General features: G+C 48.0%; 20 protein-coding genes and 3 tRNA genes. 15 read left to right on the top strand and 8 right to left on the bottom strand.

The features are described 5' to 3' along the window. Window positions 1–10: 10 nt before the first annotated feature. The gene (locus ACXAGX_RS13610; protein ID WP_474819558.1) at window positions 11–1,042 is read right to left on the bottom strand and encodes a M14 family metallopeptidase; all 1,032 of its coding nucleotides are present in this window, start codon (window positions 1,040–1,042) and stop codon (window positions 11–13) included. Window positions 1,043–1,390: 348 nt separating this feature from the next. Here ACXAGX_RS13610 and ACXAGX_RS13605 point away from each other — a divergent pair, with 348 nt between their 5' ends. Then, entirely contained in the window at window positions 1,391–3,742 is a 2,352-nt protein-coding gene (locus tag ACXAGX_RS13605; protein ID WP_474839133.1) for a zinc-dependent metalloprotease, read from the top strand. 94 nt (window positions 3,743–3,836) lie between these two features. On the opposite strand, the gene ACXAGX_RS13600 is transcribed toward ACXAGX_RS13605, so the two are convergent. After that, a complete protein-coding gene (locus tag ACXAGX_RS13600) occupies window positions 3,837–4,961 on the bottom strand; it encodes a peptidase M14 (protein ID WP_474839131.1) in 1,125 nt (374 codons plus the stop codon). Next, a complete protein-coding gene (locus ACXAGX_RS13595) occupies window positions 4,962–5,723 on the bottom strand; it encodes a HesA/MoeB/ThiF family protein (protein WP_474838959.1) in 762 nt (253 codons plus the stop codon). 104 nt (window positions 5,724–5,827) lie between these two features. Here ACXAGX_RS13595 and moaB point away from each other — a divergent pair, with 104 nt between their 5' ends. Genes moaB through ACXAGX_RS13560 form a run of 7 tightly spaced genes read left to right on the top strand, consistent with a single transcriptional unit; the run spans window position 5,828 to window position 9,985 of the window. Further along, entirely contained in the window at window positions 5,828–6,334 is a 507-nt protein-coding gene (moaB, locus tag ACXAGX_RS13590) for a molybdenum cofactor biosynthesis protein B (protein WP_070125266.1), read from the top strand. Continuing rightward, window positions 6,334–6,810: a cyclic pyranopterin monophosphate synthase MoaC gene (gene moaC / locus ACXAGX_RS13585; protein WP_474838957.1), complete on the top strand. Its 477-nt coding sequence runs from the start codon at window positions 6,334–6,336 to the stop codon at window positions 6,808–6,810. Before moaB ends, moaC begins: the two co-directional genes overlap by 1 nt. A 5-nt stretch (window positions 6,811–6,815) precedes the next feature. Continuing rightward, complete coding sequence (gene moaD / locus ACXAGX_RS13580) at window positions 6,816–7,064, top strand: molybdopterin converting factor subunit 1 (RefSeq protein ID WP_070125264.1); 249 nt, start codon at window positions 6,816–6,818, stop codon at window positions 7,062–7,064. Beyond that, complete coding sequence (locus ACXAGX_RS13575; protein ID WP_474838955.1) at window positions 7,065–7,523, top strand: molybdenum cofactor biosynthesis protein MoaE; 459 nt, start codon at window positions 7,065–7,067, stop codon at window positions 7,521–7,523. 17 nt (window positions 7,524–7,540) lie between these two features. Then, window positions 7,541–8,296, top strand: a complete 756-nt coding sequence (gene modA / locus ACXAGX_RS13570; RefSeq protein WP_474838954.1) for a molybdate ABC transporter substrate-binding protein — start codon at window positions 7,541–7,543, stop codon at window positions 8,294–8,296. Between the two features lie 10 nt (window positions 8,297–8,306). Then, entirely contained in the window at window positions 8,307–8,984 is a 678-nt protein-coding gene (gene modB / locus ACXAGX_RS13565; RefSeq protein ID WP_070125261.1) for a molybdate ABC transporter permease subunit, read from the top strand. Beyond that, a complete protein-coding gene (locus ACXAGX_RS13560; RefSeq protein WP_474838952.1) occupies window positions 8,972–9,985 on the top strand; it encodes an ATP-binding cassette domain-containing protein in 1,014 nt (337 codons plus the stop codon). The genes modB and ACXAGX_RS13560 overlap by 13 nt, the downstream gene beginning before the upstream one ends. Before the next feature lie 5 nt (window positions 9,986–9,990). Here ACXAGX_RS13560 and hemN read toward each other — a convergent pair whose 3' ends face one another. Both hemN and ACXAGX_RS13550 read right to left on the bottom strand, forming a co-directional pair. Next, complete coding sequence (hemN, locus tag ACXAGX_RS13555) at window positions 9,991–11,361, bottom strand: oxygen-independent coproporphyrinogen III oxidase (protein ID WP_474838950.1); 1,371 nt, start codon at window positions 11,359–11,361, stop codon at window positions 9,991–9,993. Between the two features lie 181 nt (window positions 11,362–11,542). Next, a complete protein-coding gene (locus ACXAGX_RS13550) occupies window positions 11,543–14,056 on the bottom strand; it encodes a TonB-dependent receptor (protein WP_474838948.1) in 2,514 nt (837 codons plus the stop codon). Here ACXAGX_RS13550 and ACXAGX_RS13545 point away from each other — a divergent pair. Then, entirely contained in the window at window positions 14,055–14,222 is a 168-nt protein-coding gene (locus tag ACXAGX_RS13545) for a hypothetical protein (RefSeq protein WP_474838946.1), read from the top strand. The genes ACXAGX_RS13550 and ACXAGX_RS13545 overlap by 2 nt on opposite strands. Before the next feature lie 233 nt (window positions 14,223–14,455). Here ACXAGX_RS13545 and ACXAGX_RS13540 read toward each other — a convergent pair whose 3' ends face one another. The 3 genes from ACXAGX_RS13540 to ACXAGX_RS13530 all read right to left on the bottom strand — a co-directional run bounded on the left by ACXAGX_RS13540 (window position 14,456) and on the right by ACXAGX_RS13530 (window position 16,019). Then, entirely contained in the window at window positions 14,456–14,734 is a 279-nt protein-coding gene (locus ACXAGX_RS13540; protein WP_474838944.1) for a hypothetical protein, read from the bottom strand. Window positions 14,735–15,007: 273 nt separating this feature from the next. After that, window positions 15,008–15,403, bottom strand: coding sequence for a DUF3718 domain-containing protein (locus ACXAGX_RS13535; RefSeq protein ID WP_474819592.1), 396 nt, complete (start codon window positions 15,401–15,403; stop codon window positions 15,008–15,010). A 220-nt stretch (window positions 15,404–15,623) separates the two neighbouring features. After that, complete coding sequence (locus ACXAGX_RS13530; protein ID WP_474819596.1) at window positions 15,624–16,019, bottom strand: DUF3718 domain-containing protein; 396 nt, start codon at window positions 16,017–16,019, stop codon at window positions 15,624–15,626. A gap of 241 nt (window positions 16,020–16,260) precedes the next feature. On the opposite strand from ACXAGX_RS13530, the gene ACXAGX_RS13525 reads away from it, so the two are divergent. The 6 genes from ACXAGX_RS13525 to ACXAGX_RS13500 all read left to right on the top strand — a co-directional run bounded on the left by ACXAGX_RS13525 (window position 16,261) and on the right by ACXAGX_RS13500 (window position 21,566). Beyond that, on the top strand, window positions 16,261–16,566 hold the full coding sequence (locus tag ACXAGX_RS13525) for a 4a-hydroxytetrahydrobiopterin dehydratase (RefSeq protein ID WP_474838942.1): 306 nt from the start codon (window positions 16,261–16,263) through the stop codon (window positions 16,564–16,566). Window positions 16,567–16,727: 161 nt separating this feature from the next. Continuing rightward, window positions 16,728–16,804, top strand: a tRNA-Met gene (locus ACXAGX_RS13520). 36 nt (window positions 16,805–16,840) lie between these two features. Beyond that, a tRNA-Met gene (locus tag ACXAGX_RS13515) sits at window positions 16,841–16,917 on the top strand. Between the two features lie 32 nt (window positions 16,918–16,949). Then, window positions 16,950–17,026, top strand: a tRNA-Met gene (locus ACXAGX_RS13510). A gap of 204 nt (window positions 17,027–17,230) precedes the next feature. Further along, a complete protein-coding gene (locus tag ACXAGX_RS13505) occupies window positions 17,231–20,560 on the top strand; it encodes an MHYT domain-containing protein (RefSeq protein ID WP_474838940.1) in 3,330 nt (1,109 codons plus the stop codon). Continuing rightward, complete coding sequence (locus ACXAGX_RS13500; protein WP_070125250.1) at window positions 20,553–21,566, top strand: response regulator; 1,014 nt, start codon at window positions 20,553–20,555, stop codon at window positions 21,564–21,566. The genes ACXAGX_RS13505 and ACXAGX_RS13500 overlap by 8 nt, the downstream gene beginning before the upstream one ends. Window positions 21,567–21,602 lie beyond the last annotated feature (36 nt).

Raw genomic sequence — 21,602 nt, 5'->3', positions numbered from 1 at the left:
TTTTGAAGCGCTAGCTACCGGTACTGAAGTAAAACAGGCAATTCGATTTGGCCAGGTCGGTACTCTTACCTAACACAAACAGTTTCATCGGTTGGGCTACCGTGAGACTGTTATCATCGGCACAGAAAAAGTCAGACACTTTTTCTCTCGGCGTTCGACCCACCACGCGAAAATGCGCGAGCTTGTTATGATCGACCCAGCCCAGTACATCGCCGGGGTGCTGAACGGTAAAGCTGCAATTTTCGATATCCTGCCGTAGAGTACAATTCACACCGAAAACCGGTTTATCAGAAAATGTCAGCGCCGCACTGCGTCGTAGTTCCAATCTTCTCGGTTGTGAAAGCACGCTCACTTCTTGTTGTTGCTGCAATACATCGGTCTGCCAGAATCGCATTAGGTTTTTATACAGGTTGCACTGCTGAATACCTGCATAATCACTGGGTGCATGCACTGAAATGATCGGACACCCAATGTTTAAATCGGTTAAGGCGCCAATACTGATGGGCGAAAAAATCAGTAAATCGGTGAAGTAAGACGCAAGCACTTTATGTGCATGATTTTCACACACTGATATTGCAAAGGCGTGCGTCATGGTCAGGGTATCGTGAATATCGACCACGGATTGCGGACGCCATGTTTCAAGATAATTTAACAGCCGATTGGCAAGGTGATCAGATTGATAGAGAAAGGGCTCGCGAAAACAACGATTTAAATCTCGCTGGCCGGGTAAATACGAATGGCTAAACACCGGTGTTAATTTTGCCGCTTCGACAGAGACAATAATCACCTTCACGTTGGTTGCCGGTGCGCCTCCGTCTTTCAGCGTTGCTAACAGGGCACGCAAACTGTTCGCACTGTCGCCATGGATCAGCGCGGTGATAACACGACAGCTATCAGTTCTGCCGTTAATGTGCAGCACGGATGGGCCGGGTAATTGTTGAATCACTTCTGAAGGTGTTTGAGGCAAGATCTCGGGATTGAGATCATAAAAATGGTACACACCATTCTGTTCGATACTGTAGTCCCGAAACGCTGCGGTCATAATTCATCCTGTATTCGCTTATCGTTTAGCATTCATTGAGAGCATAGTCACTGCGGTTTTTTGTGCGTTGACGCAGATCAACGGGACAGGTCATCTTGGTTATCTACCGGCAATGCATCTTAATCGCAAAACCGCCCATATTGATCGAGAGCGGTTGCCAGCGTTTGAATTTTCAGGGTAGGGTAGGATATTAAATGGCAGCGAATAGACGTTTTCAGCTGACTGAATAATATGACAAGGTGCCTTCGATGCTTCGCCGCCAGTCAGCTAAAAGAAAATGAATAATAACAAATGCAGCATTAACATGGAGAACTCACTTTGCGCAAATCCCTGACGTTTCTGTTATTGATGGTTAGCACGCCACTATGGGCCGCGTTGCCGTCGGTGACAGAATTCACTAAAGACATGACCCGCAAGGATGGCTATTTGCCGTTCTATTACGATGCGAGCAGCGACAAAATATACCTGCACGTAAACAAACTCGATGAACAGATGTTACTGCAGACCAGTCTGCCTCAAGGTGTAGGTTCCAACGATATTGGTTTGGATCGCGGTCAGTTAGGGGAAGGCCATCTGGTGGCTTTTGAACGACACGGTAATAAGTTGCTGATGAAAGAGCTTAATACCCGCTATCGCTCGGTGTCTGAAAATGCCGCTGAACTGGCAAGTATCGATGAAGCTTTTGCCGATTCCGTGTTGGCCGGTTTTACTGCCGTTGCGGCAAGCAGCAACGGTGTGCTGGTGGATTACACCCAGTACCTGCTTAGTGATGTGCATGGCGTGGCTAAACGGTTATCGAGAGCAAAGCAAGGCAGCTATAACGTTGATGCCGCCCGAAGTGCCGTATTTATGCCTCGCAGCAAAGCGTTTCCAAAAAATACCGAACTGGAAGCCATTGTTACCTTTGCGGGAAGCAATCCTGGGAACTACGTGAGCCAGGTTACGCCATCAGCAGAAAGCCTAACAGTACACCTGCATCATTCCTTCGTTGAATTACCGGAAGACGGCTATTCTCCTCGCGCTTATAACCCTTATTCGGGCTTCTGGAAACAGGGTTACTTTGATTACGCCACGGATATCACCGAACCCACAGAAGTGAAGTATATTTCCCGTCACCGGTTACATAAAAAAGATGTGGATGCCGATGTCAGCGAAGCCGTCGAACCGATTGTGTATTACCTCGACCCAGGTATCCCTGAACCTGTCATGAGTGCACTTCGCGAGGGAACGAGTTGGTGGAATCAAGCGTTTGAGGCCATAGGTTACAAAGATGCGTTTCAGGTGAAAGTGTTGCCTGAGGGCGCCGACCCAATGGATCTGCGCTATAACATGATTCACTGGGTACACCGTGCTACCCGGGGCTGGTCTTACGGCTATTCTGTACGTGATCCCCGCACCGGTGAAATCCTGAAAGGGAATGTTACTTTGGGCTCTTTGCGTGTTCGTCAGGATTTTCTTATCGCGCTGGGCCTAACCAGTCCATTTGATGGTGAACAAACTACAGAAGCGCAAAAGGAAATGGCATTGGCCCGTATCCGTCAGTTGGCTGCACACGAAGTTGGTCATACGCTGGGTATTGCCCATAACTTCGCCGCCAGTGAGAACGGCCGTGAATCGGTGATGGATTATCCTCATCCCATGTTATCGGTGAAAAACGATAACATTGTACTGGATAACGCCTATGCAACCGGTATGGGCAAGTGGGATCTGCATACGATAGCCTACGGTTATCAGGATTACGCCTCGGCAGAAGCTGAACAAGCAGGCCTGGCTGCATTATTAGCGCAATCGAGAGCGCAGGGACTGGCGTTTAAAACCGACTGGGATACCCGCTCTTCCTCGCACCCATCAAGCAATGGTCATATGTGGGATAACGGTGGCGACCCGCTTAAAGCGTTCGACGAGATGGTAAAAATACGGAAACTGGCCTTGGCAAACATAGGTCTAAATACCATTGCAGACAATGCGAGCTTGTCGTCTATTGAAGATGCGTTAGTGCCCGTGTATCTCTCACATCGCTATCAGCTTGAAGCCGTGGCGAAGCAAATTGGTGGTTTGAATTATGAATACGAGCGTAAGGGCGATTATGACAAACCGAAAGGGGTGACGTTTGTGGCGGCAGAGCGTCAGAAACAAGCGCTCAAGCAACTTTTGGAGGCCACATCCCCAGCGTTCCTCGAGCTTCCTACTGAGCTGCTATCCCTCATTCCTCCAACCGCCTTTGGCGATGATATTACCCGTGAGCAATTCAACAGCCGTATGGGCTTGGCCTTTGATCCGGTTTCTGCCGCCGAAGCCGCAGCAAACTACAGTTTAACTTTATTGCTTGCGCCAGAGCGGTTAAACCGTCTTTCCTGGCAGGCCAGTCAGAGTCGGGGTATTCCCAGCGTTGAGCAAATCGTGGAGCGGATTTTCAAGCTGCATTGGTACGACAACAAACAAGCCGACTACGGACTCAACGCCCGTCTTCGTTTAGTTGCACTTAATGCGGTAATGAAAACCGCGATGTCTGATGATCTGGCACCGGAAGTGAAGCTGGTAATCGATGATGCGGTACTGAAATTTGCCGACTGGCTAGACGACGACAGCAAGTTCGCCGGCTCTGAGGTGCTACATGATCAGCTTGGCGTATACTTCGACACAGGCAAGTGGCCAGGGGCATTCGACGTGAAGCCGCTTCCACCGGGCTCGCCAATTTAAAAAGTACGCTCCTTTACACATCAAAAAGCCCGATCTCTGTGAGAAAATCGGGCTTTTTTATTGTGTGATATTGCGCCATATTTTCGCGCAACGTTTACTCCGTGAGTGTGAAGTAGTTCGTGAATACCTTAAACAATTGTGTGCCGCTGAGCACTGACGCCGACGGAAAATGCAGCATTGGTATTAGGTCGCAGGGGGCTTCTACCGCAAAACAGCCGGCTTCGGTATCCAGCTCGTCAATGTTCAGTACCCTGGCAATCGTCTCACCACGCTTAACCCAATCACCGGGCTTCACGCAGTATTCCACCATGCCACCCCATTGAGTAAACAGGGTTTTGTAGTCCTTAAGCATAACGCCCACTCTTTTCATGGCCGCAGGCTCTAGGGAGGAGTGGGGTAAAGCATTTTTGGCCGTCAGATAGGTAAGAATACTCTTAGCATCCACTTTCCCTTCAGAGAATTGAATGACTTCCTGACTGCCCATTTCCAGGGTGAACGCCTCGATACCAAATTGAATGCTACGACCAAATCGGGCTGAAAGTGCGTCTTGCAACGTCCACCATGGGCAAAAGGTGGCCTCGTCTAGTGCGCCGGCAAATTTGTTAGGAATAAGAATACAATGTGGAAAGTTAAACAGCGTGGCTGAATCTTTCGCATATTCAGGAATATAAACGTGGCGGGTAGACACTGGCCCGTTGTGCAAATCGAGCACAAAGTCTGCGTTCACCGCCAGTTGTTGTAGTTTCAGGTTTAGCTGTTGGGCTAAGCCTAATCCCCAGGGGGAGGCCAGTTTTTCAGCGATACATTCTGCCCAATAGGTACGAAAGTCATCACGAATGGTACTAATATCGTCGTTCTCGTTCACCGTATCGGCGAATGCATACACCTTTTCTTCATCGTAGAAATACCCTCGGTTCCAGTTGGTACCGTTAACCGGGTCGAAGCGGCCTAACGTGTACTCGCCAGCTTTGATGTTGGTCCCAATAGGATTACAGTTCGGCACCAGAATGATTTCACCAGCCACATCCTGCTCTTTTAAAGCCTGGATAAGCTGATAAATTACCACATTTCCCTGTACCTCTGCACCGTGAATGGAGCTTTGAATGTACACAGTTGGCCCTGGCACCGCGCCTTTGAACCGGTAAATCGGCACATTCATACTTCTGCCAGAGGCATTTTGTGCCACCACCATGTGGGACTTGGTCATTGTTGTCATTATTTATTCTGCCGTATTGTTACAGATGTTGCATGCTGGATGAGGCGATACTTTAAATTTTTGCCACTGAAAATTGAGGCCATCGAATAATTGCAGTTCACCTGTGGGTAGTGTGCCAAATCCGCTGAGGCATTGCATTACCAGGTGTGCTTGTGCAATGCCAATCATACTTACCACCGGTGACAGAATGCCGGCTTCATTGCAGCTCAGTTCTGCCATGTTAAAGCGCTTTTCTACACAGCCGTAGCAGGCCTTACCGTCACCCGGTACACTAACAAATAGCTGTCCCTCAAAACGGATTGCTGCCCCGCTTATCAGGGGAATACCCGCTTGAACGCTCACCTGATTAATTTGTCGCCGACTGGCAAGGTTGTCTGTGCAATCGACGATGATGTCATGCTGCCTGGCTTGCTCCAGCAATGCTTCATCACTCAAGCGGGCACGCAGGGGCGTAATGCGGCAGTCTGGTGCCAGTGCGCCGAGCCGGGAACGGGCCGCGTCAACTTTAAACTGGCCGCAGTCAGCATCGGTGAACAAAATTTGGCGGGGTAAATTATGTTGTTCTACCTTGTCGTCGTCTATCAGCGTGAGTGCACCCACGCCGCCAGCAGCCAGGCTTTGTGCTACAGCATTGCCCAGGCCCCCCATTCCAATGAGTAGAATACGGGCGTTCAGCAGTTTTTCCTGGCCATCTATATCAAATTGGGGCAATACGATGTGGCGGTTGTATCGCATAGCTTGAGTATGCGTTAAAGTATCTGGCATAGTAATTTATTAATCTCAGTCACCGACCAGGTTAGTCGATTTTCAGATATCGTATTGGAAACGACGATTTGTCACAACCTGGATGAAATTTATCAGGAATTTTCATGTCATCAGCAGTATCACTGAATCTTGCCGTTCTTACTATCTCAGACACACGAACACTGGAAAGCGACACCTCTGGTGCGTACCTGGTTGAAGCCCTGGAAGCCGCTGGCCATACACTAACCGCCCGCGACCTGGTGAAAGATGATATCTACGCCCAGCGCGCCATTGTATCGGCCTGGATTGCCGATGCTGATATTCACGGCATTCTGGTAACGGGCGGAACGGGATTTACACACCGCGATTCTACCCCGGAAGCATTGTCAGTGCTGTTTGATAAAACCGTCGATGGTTTCGGTGAACTGTTTCGTCATTTAAGTTTTCAGGAAATTGGCACATCTACTGTGCAGTCACGGGCCATTGCGGGTTTTGCTAACCGCACGGTGATTTTCTGCTTACCAGGCAGCACAGGCGCTTGCCGCACTGCTTGGGATGGCATCATTAAAAGCCAACTAGATTCAGAATACCGCCCTTGTAACTTTGTGAAACATCTCACCGGAGAGCTGTAATGGCGGGGTTTAGTCATCTGAATGCTAGTGGCGAAGCCAACATGGTGGACGTATCTGACAAACAGGAAACACGAAGAGAAGCGATGGCAGAAGGGTTTCTGCATGTTTCTGATGAAGTGATTACAGCAATATCTGATCACAAGGTGATGAAAGGCGACGTGTTCGCTGTTGCTCGGGTGGCGGGTATTCAGGGCGCGAAACGCTGTGCTGACCTTATTCCACTGTGCCATCCGCTGGCGCTGAATAAAGTAGACATTAACTTTGAATTGCAGACCGATTTAAAACGCATTCGCACCACCTGCTTTTGTAACGTTAGCGGTAAAACCGGCGTGGAGATGGAAGCGTTAACGGGTGTAAATGTTGCACTTCTGACCTTATTTGATATGTGTAAAGCCATCGATCCTGGTATGCGCCTAGAGGGTGTACGCGTTCTCGAGAAGCGCGGCGGTAAAACTGGTGAGTGGCTAGCGGAGTAAGGTGCATGATTAATATAAAGACCTTTGCTCAGGTCCGGGAGATCACGGGCGAAGATAGCCTGGCTTTACCATTGCCTGATGGATGCAGTACGGTTTCTCAGCTTAAATCTATGCTCGCAGCGCGTTCAGCGAATTGGCAGCAGGTACTGGCAGACGGCGTACTGTGTGCGGTAAATCAGGAGTTGGGTGATGACGATAGTCAGATCAAAGACAACGACGAAGTGGCTTTTTTCCCGCCCGTAACTGGAGGCTAAATGTTTGCAGAAGTCACCGATGCCGCCCTTGATGAACAGGCATACAACACACGATTGAAAGCAAAGGCGACGAATGCAGGTGCAATTGTTACCTTCACCGGCTTGGTGCGGGATTACAATAATGAAGGTGGCATAGACGGTATTAGCCTGGAACATTATCCAGGAATGACTGAAGCCGCGATGATGAAATTGCTCGAACAGGCGAAAATGCAGTTTGATCTGCACAGTGCCGGTATTGTCCATCGATATGGGTTTGTGGGTAATCACGAGCCCATTGTGTGGGTGGGTTGTGCCGCTAGTCATCGTAAGGCCGCATTTGAAGCGGCTGAATTTGTTATGGATATGCTGAAGAAATCCGTGCCTTTATGGAAGAAAGAGCATCAGGACGGTGACGCAATCTGGGTTGCAGCAAAAGCCAGCGATGAAGAAGCTGCCATGAAGTGGCTGAATCAAAAATAAAACTTTTCAGGATCATTATGAACAGATGGATAGTAAAAGCGTTGTGTGTCCTTGTTGTGATGTTCAATGTTTCTGCCCATGCCGACGAGCAGCAGGTGAATATTGCCGTTGCTGCTAATTTCGCTCAACCGGTTAAGCATTTTGCTGAAGCTTTTGAAAAGAAAAACGGTATTAAACCCATTATCACGGTAAGTTCCAGTGGCACGCTGTATGCGCAAATTCAGCACGGCGCGCCGTTTGACGTATTCCTTTCTGCTGATGCTTTGCGTCCTGAAAAGCTGGTGGCGGAAGGGTTGGCAGAAAAACAAACTCTTCGCACATATGCTACTGGCCGCCTGGCATTGGTTTCTCGCAGCGGTGCGCCGGATTCACTTAACGCTTTTGTTTCCCGAAAATTCGACAAGCCTGTGGCCATTGCCAACCCCAAATTAGCTCCTTATGGGCTGGCCGCCTCTCAGGCATTGGGCACACTACCGCCAGATGCCGCGCTACCGTTCAGACAAGTACAGGGCAAAAATATCCTGCAGACGTATCAGTATTTTACGTCGGGCAATGTGGATGATGCGTTTGTCGCCTGGTCGCTGGTTAAGCGCAGCAATTATCCTTATCTGCTCATTCCTGATGATTTTCATGCGCCAATCGTTCAGAAAATGGTGGTCATCAAAGACAGCGCGCATCCGTATGCCGCCCGCCGCTTTATGCAATATCTCCTTTCTGCAAAGGTGCAAAAAAGCCTCATGGATTGGGGATACCAATCAGCCGGTAAAAGGTAGGTGCCGATAAATGCAAAGCGATATTGACGCTATCTGGCTAACGCTGAAATTGGCGCTTTTCACCAGTGTGTTATTGATGCTTATTGCAACGCCGCTGGCCTGGAAGTTGTCGCGTTGGCAACACAAAGCGAAAAACCTGGTGCTTGCTGTCGTCGCGTTACCGCTTGTATTACCGCCCACCGTTCTGGGATTTTATCTGCTGGTGGTTTTTTCTCCGAATGCCGTCGCAGGAGAACTTTGGCAGCTTATTACTGGTGAGCAATTGGCGTTTTCATTTGCCGGGCTAGTGATCGGCTCACTAATTTATTCTTTACCGTTTGCAGTACAACCGCTTTACGCGAGTTTCCTTCAACTGGATAACCGATACATTGATGTGGCGCGCACCATGGGCATGTCGAAATGGTCCCGCTTCCGCCGCATCATTATGCCAATTTGTAAGCCAGCCTTTATGGTGGCGCTGGGCTTGAGCTTTGCTCATACAGTGGGCGAATTTGGTGTGGTTCTCATGATTGGTGGCAACATTCCTGGCGAAACGCAGGTATTGTCTATCGCGCTGTTCGAGCACGTGGAAGCCATGGAGTACGGTAAGGCGCACGCGTTAGCGTTTGGCTTATTGGTGTTTTCATTCCTATTGATGGCGCTGTTGTACCGCTATAACCGCAACGGGGTGACAGCATGGAAGTCGTAGTTAATACAACCGGCGACAACCTTAGCCTGGGTGTTCGGTTAGATTTCCCTGCCAGTGCCAGATTCGTGGGGCTAAGCGGTCCGTCGGGGGCGGGCAAGTCTACGCTTTTGCGCTGCCTTGCTGGACTTAGTCGTGCTGCTAAGGTGAACGGACAGTGGGACGCGCTGCGCATTGCCCGGGTTCGTACTGGACTGGTTTTTCAGGACAGCTTGTTATTTCCCCATTTATCGGTAGGTCAAAATCTCTTGTTGGCAGCAGACTTTGCTAAACAGCAAACCCATCATTTCGATGAGGTGGTGTTGGGTTGCAAATGTCATCATCTCATGACGCGTATGCCAGAGACGTTATCCGGAGGAGAAGCCCAACGGGTGGCTATCGCGCGCGCCATCCTCAATTCGCCGGCTATTTTATTGTTAGATGAACCGGTGAGTGCACTCGATGACAGTCTGAAACATGAAGTACTGAAATATCTTGCCACACTGAGCCGTGGTGGATTGAAGATTTTGATGGTTTCTCACGATCTACGAGAACTGGCGTTGTACACCGACTATATGGCCTGGATGGATGCGGGAACCATTGTTCATCAAGGGCCAAGCGACAATGTGTTGGCTGAACTGACTTCACAATTACCCGGCTTTGAACAACGCTTCTCCGTATTTACTGGAAAGCTCGAAGCGCATCTGGAAGAGCAAAATTGCTATGCCATACGCTGTGAAGGACAGCTGATTTACGGTCGCTTCCCGGTTATTGATGGCAATGAAGCCATGCTCACCATCGACGCCAGAGATATCAGCGTCGATCGCGAAGCAGCGAATGCTTCATCAATTGTGAACGGCTTGGAAAGCGTCATTCAAGGCATTTCCGACAGCCAAGACGGGCAATTAATGTTCACACTTAAAACCGGACAGACGCAGATATTTGCACTTATCAGTCAGCTATCGCAGGAGCGCCTGCACTTTAAAGTGGGGGAAACCGTCACCGCTCGCTTTAAACTTCGATAGACAAATTAAATCACCCGTGAATAACGGTGCTGGTGCGCCGTGTCTTTCAGGTAAGCGTCAAATGTCATACAGATAATACGTATGAACAGCCTGGCTGAAGGGAGTACTGTGATCCCGTCAGCGGTTATCTTCAGTAAACCGTCCTCAGCAAATTCTTTCAATGCCTCCAACTCAGCGGCAAAGTGATGGGTGAAATCAATGGCGAAACGCTTTTCCACCTCGCCAAAACACAAAGACAGGTTGCACATGAGTTGCTGAATCACATAGCCCCGCAACATGTCAGATGCCGACAGAAATAATCCGCGATGGGCGAGCTCCTGTTGACTATCTAACTGACCATAATAGTCGTTTAAGGTTTTCGGGTTTTGCAGATACGCATTACCAATGGCGCTAATGGAAGATACGCCCAAACCCAGTAAATCTAAATCACCACGGGTGGTGTAGCCTTGGAAATTACGGTGTAGTTCTCTATTGCGCTGAGCAACGGCGAGTTCGTCGTCGGGCAGGGCAAAGTGATCCATGCCAATCAGTTCATAGCCAATTCGGGTAAGGCTTTCCACAGCTTGCTTCATAAGTGCAGTTTTTTCCGTAGGTTTGGGCAGCCATTCACCCTTAATTTTACGTTGAGCCGCAAAGCGTGTGGGTAAATGGGCATAGCTGAATAAGCTAATTCGCTCTGGTTGCATGGCTTTAACCGCAGCAAGTGTGGTGGCAAAGGTATCTGGTGTCTGGTGGGGCAGGCCATAAATCAAATCGAGGTTCACTGATTTAAAATTCACGGCTCTGGCGTAGTCCACCAAGTGGGCAATATGAGATGTACTTTGTACCCGGTTGATAGCGTCTTGTACTTTGTAATCGGTATCTTGTACGCCAATGCTCAGCCGATTAAACCCCAGGTTGGCTAAGAGTTTGATGTATTGCGGCATTACCCGGCGAGGATCTATTTCAATTCCGATTTCGGCATCATCGATCACATCAAAATTGGCTTTTATTAGTGTCATTAAACGCGTTTGTTGGCGTTCACTGAGGAAGCTCGGTGTGCCGCCGCCTAAGTGAATTTGTTCCACTTTTCTACCCGCAAAAGCGGCTGAGCGGATTGCCATTTCCTTGGCAAGATAATCTAAGTAGCGATCAGCTTTTTCACTATGACGGGTAACCACTTTATTACAGCCACAGTAATAGCAAAGGCTATGACAAAACGGAATGTGCAGATAAAGCGAAACGCTTCGTGCCTTCGACTGCGATAATGCATGCTCAACCGGTGACGAATGCGTGATTTCACCGAATTCAAGGGCTGTAGGGTAAGAGGTGTATCGAGGCCCGTTGATATTGTATTTCTGCATACGTGCGGGGTCGAAGAGTTCGCTGATAGCCATGCTTTTTCCGGTTTGTCTTTGAATACCCAGAAAGTATAACCACCGGCAAGCAGGCAAAAATTGATCTGATTCAATATTTTGCAGAATGTTGTAAGGAATTCGCAGTTCGAAAATTAGCGCACAAAAAAAGCACTGCCAGCGTGACTAGCAGTGCGCATTAACAAGCTCGATGAATCTGTAATTAAAAGGCTTTTCGCAAGGTAATCCCGTAAGACGCTGGCTGACCTGGGTAAGCCATTAGCTTACCGGCTTGCACGGGTACATCGAAGCCATTGCGGGCAATGTACTCTTCGTCTAACACGTTGCGGCCCCATAGTGTCACGTCCATATCCCATTGCGGTATGTTCATGTTTATACGGGCGTTAACGATATCGAAGCTGTCCACATGTTTGTAAGGATCGTTGGAGTCGTCGAGGTACAAATCACCCGTATACTGATAATCCAACGCCAGCAAGAATGGATAGGCGCCGATGTTGATAGTGTGCTCAAGATTGACGCCAATGGTTGTTTCAGGTTCAAAACCCAGTCTGTCTCCCGTACGAGAACAGTAGGGGGCATCAGCTGAGGGGCGACCGGGATCATCGATGCCCGTGTGCCAACTATAGGCTACCCAGCAAGTGCCTTTTTCAAACTTGTCGAATGTGGCTAAGGTTCTGGCCATGTTCACGCCTAGCCGGGTGTCTGTGGTAGGAAACCAAATTATTTCCAGTTCAAAACCTTTGGTACTCAGGTCGCCAGCATTTTGCAGGTTGAAGCCAAATCCGGTAAAGGTCGATGCCTGGAAGTCATCAATGCGGGTGTGATGTGCTGCGGCATTGATACGTAAATTCAGTGCGTCGATGTCTTGCTTCAAGCCCACTTCAAACGCGGTGGCTTTTTCGGCATTAAATTGCGGATCCAATCCTTCGGCAATACGGTCGGTATTCATACCGCCAGATTTAAACCCGGTGCCGACACTGGCGTAGTACAGGCGGTCATTGTTGGGCTGCCAGCTCAGTTTTACTGTGCCCGTGATTTGGTTGTCTTTACGGCTTTCATCCAGAGCTGTTCGCGGCAGCACGGAGGCAGTGCCAAGGAAAAAGTAACCCCATCCAGCTTGTTGAAAGGGCGCGAGGGCGGCTAATTGTGACAATTCCGGTTGAATACCGCTTGCCAACGCCTGCGCAATCCCACCAAGGGCTGCGCCGGCCAGTGTGGGATTGGGGAGCAGCGCAGGGTCAAGTGGTAAACCATTGATACCCGGCCCTTGTTCAGTGTAGCGACCCACCAGGGTTTTCTCTTCGCGGGTGTAGCGTAATCCCGTAGTAAGGGTGAAATGCTCGGTAAATTGCCAGTCACTCTGGCCAAATACGGCTATGCTGTCTTGTTCCTGATAGGCAGTATGGGCGAACTGCGTGTTTGCCGGGGTGGCTGGAGCTGCAGGCGCGATCAAGCCGCCACTAGCAGCGCTAAGACCATTGAGCCCCTCTATCAGCGGCGTGAGTTCTGTTGCCGAGGCTGCAAAAAATAACGGAAATTCCTCGCCGGTGGTGATATCAAAATTTAGTCCAAGATTTTGACTGAAATAATAGAGTCCACCTATTACGGTTACCGAATCTCGACTGTACGTTGCCCGTAGTTCTTGCGAAAACGCTTGCTGACCCGCATCGTTTGTGGTGCTGAGCATATCTGCATCGGTAAAGTCGGTATCGGTAATGTCGAGGCTGTCAAAGCTGCGCCAGCCACTGACTGATGTGAGAAGTAGCGTGTCGGATATTTGCCAATTAACTTCGGCAGAAAACCCTTTGTCAGTCATTGCTGAAACAGGTAGGGCGGACAGGGCTGTGGTGTAGTCGTAAAAAGAGTCGCCACCGAATAAAGTGGCACTTACGGGCGGCATCATTAGTAGTGCATCAGATCCAAATTTGCCAGCGATATCATTGGCGACAGTATTGCTTTGCAGTGTTAGTGCCCCGCAACAATGCTCATCGAGCTCTGCATAATCGGCGATAAGGCGAATGCTTACATCTTCATTCGGCGTATAGAGGGCTTGTAACCGCACACCTGAACGGTCTCTGTTATTGATCGTATTAGGCCCGAGGTTTACATCGTCAATCCAACCATCCCGCTGGGTGGTGAAACCTGATACGCGTGCAGCAAGTCTATCGTCAACAAGGTTAATAGAAGTGGCACCACTTAGGCGATACAGGTTGTCACTGCCCAGTGTACCACTGACAAAGCCATCGCCATTTTCAAAAGTTGGTGCCTTGCTGCGGAAAACCACGGCACCCGCCGGTGTATTTTTGCCAAATAACGTGCCTTGAGGACCGCGCAGAATTTCAACTGCGTCGATATCCACCAAATCGTTTATGACTGCATTCTGACGTGAACGGTAGACGCCATCAACATAAAGCCCGACAGAAGATTCAAAGCCAAAATTTTGCGATGATGTGCCTATGCCACGCACAGAAAAACTGGAGTTTGTTGCACTTTGGCTTTGAAATGCTTGAAAAGCGGGAACATAGCCTTGTAGATCATAGATATCCAGAGACACGCTTTCTGCGATATCGGTGCCAGATACCACCGTAAGTGCAACAGGCACATCCTGAAGATCCTGCGTTCTCTTCTGTGCGGTAACCTCAATCCGTTCTAACGGATGTTCTTTTTTCTTGTCGTCGACTTCTGTTGTTGCCGCTACAGCGATACCGGAATGCATGCATAGCGCAAGAGCAACAGTTGAAAAGGAAAAAGGGATTGAGTATGTCACTGATGACATGAGCGTATCCTTTCGAGTGTTTTTATTTTATGTCGCTCATTCCATTGAAAATGCCGAGTCGTCTTACATCCATGACGAAGCGCCGAAAATTCGCGACGAATTGTAATCGGGATTTGTGACCGATAAAAGTCATACAAAGCTAAAGTTGTATATAAATGTAAATGAAGTAAGAAAAGTAACGCTCATGGAAAGCGGTGGTTATATGACTAGAGTCTGCGAGGTAAGCGGATGAGAAGAGCGCAAGAGGCCTAATAAGATGCGGCCCAACAAGTGGGCCGCGGAGATGCAGATTTTACTCTGCGTACCATGTTGAAGGTGTCACCCTCCCTGGTGAACTTGCTACGGATTTGCCGCAACAAGATGGTCTGGTAGTTTCCTAAACAGGCGGGATTTTTCGCTGCTTTGTAATGCGTCTGCAGCACTTAGCGAATTTTCATTTGGCAGCGATTTAGCCGAAAGTACGCGCTGGAAGTTAATGTCTAGTCCTGAGCGGGCTTTTTTCTCAATCGGGTTGGCAGTGGTTGTTGCCGCGTCAGCAGATGTTCCCATATTTGCAGAGGCGGTTGCACAGGCCAAGAGCAATGCGTTTAGTAAAACAATTTTAGTTAGTTTATTCATTGACTCACCTTTTTTAAAAAGCGCTTTGGACGCCTGAGGAAGATGTTGTTTGTTCGGCTGTAATTAAAGATTAGTTAACAACGCAAATAAAGGCTAAAGCTAATACCAAGGTATGTAGGAATATACTGCCATGGCATCAATTAACTAAAATTCAATAAGTTATCTTTGTTTTATGTTCATTCCAAAAAAAGAAAGCGGCGTTATCGCCGCTTTCAAAGTACAGGTGTTAAACCTGTTACCATGTTGAGATGGTAGTGGCGTTGCGCTTAACGATTAGAGACGCTTTGCCAGTTCGGCAGCAATTGGACTGCCTTGATGACCTGTTTCACTCACCCATGCTTGAAGCGTCTTACCGTCAGTTTCCGGCGACCCTAAATCACTCTTGGGCATTTTCTTAACTAATAAGGTGCCGGTCTCAACCGCGTTACTCATAATCGCGGTACGAATCAGGCTGTTGCCACCGCAGGTTACGCCTGAATAGTAATCACGGAGCTTTAAGCGGTAGTCAGACTCGACTAAACGAATTTTCTTACGCAGCTCGCCCTTGTCGTCAGCCTGTACAATGGTACAAATGTTAGCAAGTGCGTCGTTGATATCTGCGTGCGCTGTGCCTGCGAATCCCAGACCTGTAGCAGCAATCAGAAGGGAAGTCTTAACAATTTTCAACATGGTTAATTCCTCAGAGAATAATGGTTTAAAAAGGGGGTTGTTTGTTCGCTAATAAGTAAACACCACAACCGTCATTGGTAAAAGAAGCGCGGTAATACTTAGGTATGAGGTGCAAAACCTAATTCGCCAGGACTATGAAAAAAAGCGGCCAGGGGCCGCTTTTTGAGTGCAGGCTCAAGCCTGCAACCATGTTGAAATGGTTATAGAAATAGCATATTTGTTACAGGCGCTTGGTTAACTCTTCAGCGATTGGGCTGGCTTGATAACCTGATTCGTTCACCCAGGCTTGCAGCGTTTTGCCATCGGCTTCTGGCGCAGACAAGTCGCTTTTAGGCATTTTTTTCACGAGCAGCGTACCTGCTTCAACAGCATTGTTAGCAAATGCTGTTCTGATCAGGCTGTTGCCGCTGCAGGTGACGCCTGAATAGTAGTCGCGAAGCTTCAAACGGTAATCTGATTCCACTAGGCGCATTTTTTTACGCAATTCACCTTTATCATCGGCTTGCACGATAGTACAGATATTCGCTAATGCTTCATTAATATCTGCTTGCGCAGCGCCAGAAAAACCAAATGCCATTGAAGCTACGATCAGAGAAGTTTTAACAGTTTTCAACATGGTTAAGTACTCGTTAGTAATTGTTATTAAAGTAAAGTGGTGTTGTTTGTTCGCTATCTAGTAAACCTATTTTCCGGTGACGAGAAAAGCATTTGAGCGACACATAGGTATTAGGAGTTATAACCAAAAGTAGGGCAGTGTAAAGAAGCTAATCCACTGAATGGGTTAGATTAATTATCTTCAAGGCTTGTATCTACGGGGCGTTGAGAGGAAAGTAGAAGCAATGATAACGGAGGTGAATATGACGGCAAAATTGAATGTTGATGAAGTAAATAACGCGCTTAAAGATTTAAATTCGTCTTTATCTGAAGATAAAAAGTGGATCCTGCAAGATGGCAAACTAACAAAATCCTTCACCTTTCGTAATTTTATCAGAGCATTTGGTTGGATGACGGAAGTGGCCATTTGGGCAGAGAAGCTTAAACACCATCCGGAGTGGTTTAATGTATATAACCGGGTTGATGTGGCGTTAACCACTCACGATGCAGGTGGAATTTCGGAACTCGACTTTAAATTGGCAGCAAAAATGGAGAGTCTACTCGCCTGAATTGGCGGGAGTTTGAGCGGTATGCTGGTTTATTGTCCATTCAGTCAATAAAATGAAATATAAATGATGCGATCCCTTGCCAAGGTAACGTGCGTATGTATAATACGCACCACTCAACGGCGAGGCGGAAATATCCAGCCAAGCTAATGGAGTAATTCGGACGCGGGATGGAGCAGTCTGGTAGCTCGTCGGGCTCATAACCCGAAGGTCGTAGGTTCAAATCCTGCTCCCGCAACCAATTCCTAATTACTTGTTGAGACTTATCTTTTACGGACGCGGGATGGAGCAGTCTGGTAGCTCGTCGGGCTCATAACCCGAAGGTCGTAGGTTCAAATCCTGCTCCCGCAACCAATTCGTAATTAAAGATAAGACCCCTTTTCGGACGCGGGATGGAGCAGTCTGGTAGCTCGTCGGGCTCATAACCCGAAGGTCGTAGGTTCAAATCCTGCTCCCGCAACCAAATACCTTTCTTAGTTTTCTATAAACATATTCGCAATTCCAAACCCACTTTCTTTTTTGCGCCCGCAGTGAGTTTTTTTTAATTCACATCTGAATAATAATCGCTTCAGTTGCGGCATCCGTCTCATTTGCATAATCAATGATTTGAGACAGAATAAATACCTGCTAGTCTTACCATAGATAAATAACAATAACAGGGCGCCCTATGCTCGAATGGCTGATGTCGTTTTTCGTCATTCCTGAATCTTCACTTTTACTCACTGGCGAATACTCCCCTTCACTTATGGTGCTTTCTATAAGCATCTCAATATTTGCGTCTTATATGGCTTTTCTGGTGGCAGGGCAGGCCGCGCAATCAGTGAACCGTAAACGCAAGGCAATCTTACTTGCGTTAGGCAGTCTCGCTTTAGGCGGCGGCATTTGGGCGATGCATTTTATTGGCATGCTTGCTTTCGAATTGTGTACGCCAATTTCCTACGATACTAAAACCACGTTTCTGTCTTTCATCCCTGGCATGTTGGCGGCGTACGTTGCGTTGCGAAGCCTGACTCGCCGGCAGGTTCGCTTCGTTCAAGTGTTGGTGGGTGGTGTGCTTGTTGGCAGTGGTATTGGCGCCATGCATTATTCAGGCATGGCTGCGATGGAAATGGCACCGCTTCTTCGTTACAACCTGCCCATGTTTAGCCTTTCAATTGTCGTGGCCGTTTCACTGGCTATGTTAGCTCTGTGGATTAAATTCGGGCTCAAACGCATCGCTATGGCAAAGGGCTTCAAAGGCACCCGGGTTATTGCCAGTGTGGTGATGGGTTGTGCGATTACTGCCATGCATTATACCGGCATGGCCGCAGCCCGTTTTGTCGCACCACCAGGGTTTGAGTCCAGCATGCAAGATCAGAGTATTTCCTATGTGCTGGCAGGTTACGTGAGTTTCTTCACCTTAGTCATCATCGGCGTAGTTATTGGTGTTACTTCCTTGTTTCGCTATATGGATATTTCGCAAAAAGCGGAAAACAGCCGACGCACCCAGGTTGCGCTTATGGATACCGCAATCGACGGCATTATTACGGTAAACAGCCTGGGCACTATCCTCAATATGAATAAAGCGGTGAGCAGAATATTGGGCTGGGACGAGTCGATGCTTATTGGCCAACCTTTCGCTTCACTCATGGAAAAATCTGAAGAGCAAACCTTTGATTCCCGCTTTTTCGCAAAAATCCAATCTTCGCAGCAACAGCAGTCGTCCCGTTTCAGTAAAGATTTATATGCCCTGGATAACGATTCTCAACCGGTTCCGGTAAGAGTCGGGATCGGACACACCCAATTGGGTGAACAACATTTATTCGTGATTAATATGTCGGATAATCGCGAGCGAATGCAGATGGAAAAAACCATTCGCGACAATGAGGCGCGTTTCCGTTCGTTCTTCAGCAATATTCCTGGCATTGCTTATCGCAGTTTGAATTCTGAGGGTATGCCTCTGGTATTTGTGAACAATGCCATTGAGGAAATTACTGGCTATACCACAGATGCCTTTACCCGTGAAGATGAACGCATTAACCTTTTTGATCTAGTACATCCTGACGATAAAGCGGCCTATCAGGCTTCCCGCCAGACTGATAGCGAATTTTATGTAGAATATCGGCTTATTGACCGTGTTGGTGAAACCAAATGGATGCGCGAATATGGGTCTATTGTCGACAACGCTGATAATGAAGTAAGTTGGGTTGACGGCTTTATTATGGATATAACTTCCCGTAAGGAAATGGAAGTCGCACTACGGGATGCCAAAAATGAAGCTGAAGAAGCCGCGGCGTCTCGAGCAAGTTTCCTGGCGAATATGAGTCATGAAATTCGTACTCCCATGAATGCCATCATTGGTTTTAGTGATATTTTGCTGGATGAAAAGCTAACAGATGGTCAGCACAAACACCTGACTACGATAAACCGTTCAGCCCGTTCGTTGCTTCATTTACTGAATGATATTCTCGACAGTGCCAAGCTTGATAAAGGAAAGCTAGAGCTGGATTATAGAAATTTTGCCATTTCTGAGGAAATCGACACGGTAATTTCAACTTATTGGTTAGATGCGAAACGCAAAGGGTTGGATCTGCAAGTCAGCGTTTCGCCTTTGCTGAGTGATTACTATTATGGTGTGCCGGAAAGGCTCCGCCAAGTATTGAATAATCTAATCAGTAATGCTGTGAAATTTACCGCACACGGTGAAATTACGCTGAGTGTTCATCCCCAAGAGAACGGGGTTGAGTTCTCTGTGTCTGATAGCGGTATCGGCATGACCGAAGAACAACTGAGTCGTGTATTTGATGCATTTGCTCAGGCTGATGCATCGATGAGCAGAAAATACGGCGGCACCGGTTTGGGCACTACCATTTGTAAACAACTGGTAGAACTCATGGGTGGAGATATTCAAGTATCCAGTGAACAGGGCAGAGGAACAAAGTTTACTTTTCGTCTGCCAATTACCCCGGTTAGTGAGCAGGAGCAGGTGACTCAGGTGGCGTCTATTGACCTTCCGCCGCTGCATGTTCTGGTGGTCGACGACATATCACAAAACGTTGATCTGATTAGCTTGTTGCTTAACCGCGCCGGCCACAGTGTGGATTTTGCTGAAAACGGCAAATTGGCTTTTGAAAAAATGAAAACCGGCAATTTTGATGTGGTGCTCATGGACCTCCAAATGCCGGTTATGGATGGTCTGACAGCTGCTGCAAACCGGCGGGAGTGGGAGCAGGCGAAAGGTTTGAAACAGCTTCCAATTATCGCCCTTACTGCAAGTGTGTTGGTGCAAGATAAACTGGATGCGCAAAACGCGGGCATGGAAGGTTTTGCCAATAAGCCCATCGATTTTCCCACACTTGTTGCTGAAATTGCCCGGGTACTCGGGTTCGAATACACAACGGTTGCAGAAGCCACTGACGCGACAGACAGCGACCCAAATAGCGTAATTGATTTTAGACGGGGAACGCTGCTTTGGGGCGATAAAGTTACATTAGAGCGAGAAATTCGTCGTTTCCTGTCTACCGCGTCAGAGATACTCACCCAGTTGGTACAGTGCCTGGTGGTAGAAGACATGGAGCAAGTAATCAGTCATTTACACGGCATGAAAGGAGTGAGTGGTAACCTTGGGTTGGTCAGAGTGATGAACGTAGCAGGTGAATTTGAGCGCAATGCCCGTAACGACCATTTGTCAGCTGAAGATATTCCCACCTTAAAGGCAGCCTTAAGAGAAGTGGAAAATCAATTAGCGCAACAGACAGCGCCCACCCAAGAAGAGGCCTTAGAAGAAGTTGATAAAGGGGCATTAAAGCGAATTTTAGCCTCTTTACTTGATTCGGCTCAGCAAAATCAGTTTGACGAAACTATTGTTGCTTACTGTGAAGGGCATTATTTTGGCAGCTATAATGTAAAGGTACAGTGCATTTTGCAGGATATGGACGACTTTGAATTCGAACGCGCTGTAGTGCGTATAAACGAGCTCATTGAGAAGCTTGAAGAAACAGGAATAGACTATGACTAACGGTACAGATAAACCACGCTTACTGCTTGTGGATGATGAACCGGTTAATCTACGGGTGCTAAAGCAGTTGCTATCGAAAGATTACACGCTTTATTTTGCTAAAAGCGGTGACGAAGCCATTAAGTTGGCAGAAAAACAACAACCCGATCTTATTTTGATGGACGTGATGATGCCGGAAATGACAGGTTTCCAGGCATGTACGCATTTAAAAAAACATCCTGTGCTTAAATCTATCCCGGTTATTTTTGTTACTGCATTGAGTGAAGCTACTGATGAAGCGGAAGGCTTTGCTGTGGGCGGCGTAGATTACATCACCAAGCCAATCTCACCACCTGTGGTACTTGCGCGGGTGAAGACCCACCTTTCTCTTGTTCAGGCCGATGTACTAAGACGTACCCGGTTGCAAGTAATTCAGCGTTTAGGTCGAGCTGCGGAATATAAAGATAACGAAACAGGCATGCATGTGATGCGCATGAGCCACTATTCTAAGGTGATTGCACGGGCGTATGGGTTTTCCGAAGCCCGTGCGGATATGCTTTTACATGCCGCGCCCATGCATGATATTGGTAAAATAGGCATTCCAGACAGCATCATGCTTAAACCAGGTAAGCTGACCGATTCCGAGTTCGAAATCATGAAGACACACCCGCAAATTGGTGCTGAAATCCTTGGTGATGCCGACACCGAATTATTGAAGCTGGCACGTGATGTGGCGCTCACGCATCATGAAAAATGGGATGGAAGCGGTTATCCTGGTGGCCTGGCGGGCGAGGATATTCCAATTGAAGGACGAATAGTTGCCATCGCGGATGTATTCGATGCGTTAACCAGTCGTCGACCTTACAAAGAAGCATGGCCCGTAGATAAAACCTTGGATTTTATACGATCGCAAAGCGGTATTCATTTCGACCCGGCGCTGGTTCCGTTACTCGAACAGTGCCTCGACCAAATCCTGGAAATTCGCGAACGCTGGAAAGATGACGATCCAATGCCTTTACTGAGTTGATATCTGGCCAGAGTGCCAGTATAATGCGCCACAATT

The sequence above is a fragment of the Alteromonas sp. ABV4_515 genome (assembly GCF_056160345.1).
This window is presented reverse-complemented; position numbering and strand designations above follow the sequence as displayed.

Coding starts and splice junctions, on each gene's coding strand:
- ACXAGX_RS13610 (WP_474819558.1), bottom strand. CDS start 1,042: ATGACCGCAGCGTTTCGGGACTACAGTATCGAACAGAATGGTGTGTAC.
- ACXAGX_RS13605 (WP_474839133.1), top strand. CDS start 1,391: ATGGTTAGCACGCCACTATGGGCCGCGTTGCCGTCGGTGACAGAATTC.
- ACXAGX_RS13595 (WP_474838959.1), bottom strand. CDS start 5,723: ATGCCAGATACTTTAACGCATACTCAAGCTATGCGATACAACCGCCAC.
- moaB (WP_070125266.1), top strand. CDS start 5,828: ATGTCATCAGCAGTATCACTGAATCTTGCCGTTCTTACTATCTCAGAC.
- moaC (WP_474838957.1), top strand. CDS start 6,334: ATGGCGGGGTTTAGTCATCTGAATGCTAGTGGCGAAGCCAACATGGTG.
- moaD (WP_070125264.1), top strand. CDS start 6,816: ATGATTAATATAAAGACCTTTGCTCAGGTCCGGGAGATCACGGGCGAA.
- ACXAGX_RS13575 (WP_474838955.1), top strand. CDS start 7,065: ATGTTTGCAGAAGTCACCGATGCCGCCCTTGATGAACAGGCATACAAC.
- modA (WP_474838954.1), top strand. CDS start 7,541: ATGAACAGATGGATAGTAAAAGCGTTGTGTGTCCTTGTTGTGATGTTC.
- modB (WP_070125261.1), top strand. CDS start 8,307: ATGCAAAGCGATATTGACGCTATCTGGCTAACGCTGAAATTGGCGCTT.
- ACXAGX_RS13560 (WP_474838952.1), top strand. CDS start 8,972: ATGGAAGTCGTAGTTAATACAACCGGCGACAACCTTAGCCTGGGTGTT.
- hemN (WP_474838950.1), bottom strand. CDS start 11,361: ATGGCTATCAGCGAACTCTTCGACCCCGCACGTATGCAGAAATACAAT.
- ACXAGX_RS13545 (WP_474838946.1), top strand. CDS start 14,055: ATGCATAGCGCAAGAGCAACAGTTGAAAAGGAAAAAGGGATTGAGTAT.
- ACXAGX_RS13550 (WP_474838948.1), bottom strand. CDS start 14,056: ATGCATTCCGGTATCGCTGTAGCGGCAACAACAGAAGTCGACGACAAG.
- ACXAGX_RS13540 (WP_474838944.1), bottom strand. CDS start 14,734: ATGAATAAACTAACTAAAATTGTTTTACTAAACGCATTGCTCTTGGCC.
- ACXAGX_RS13535 (WP_474819592.1), bottom strand. CDS start 15,403: ATGTTGAAAATTGTTAAGACTTCCCTTCTGATTGCTGCTACAGGTCTG.
- ACXAGX_RS13530 (WP_474819596.1), bottom strand. CDS start 16,019: ATGTTGAAAACTGTTAAAACTTCTCTGATCGTAGCTTCAATGGCATTT.
- ACXAGX_RS13525 (WP_474838942.1), top strand. CDS start 16,261: ATGACGGCAAAATTGAATGTTGATGAAGTAAATAACGCGCTTAAAGAT.
- ACXAGX_RS13505 (WP_474838940.1), top strand. CDS start 17,231: ATGCTCGAATGGCTGATGTCGTTTTTCGTCATTCCTGAATCTTCACTT.
- ACXAGX_RS13500 (WP_070125250.1), top strand. CDS start 20,553: ATGACTAACGGTACAGATAAACCACGCTTACTGCTTGTGGATGATGAA.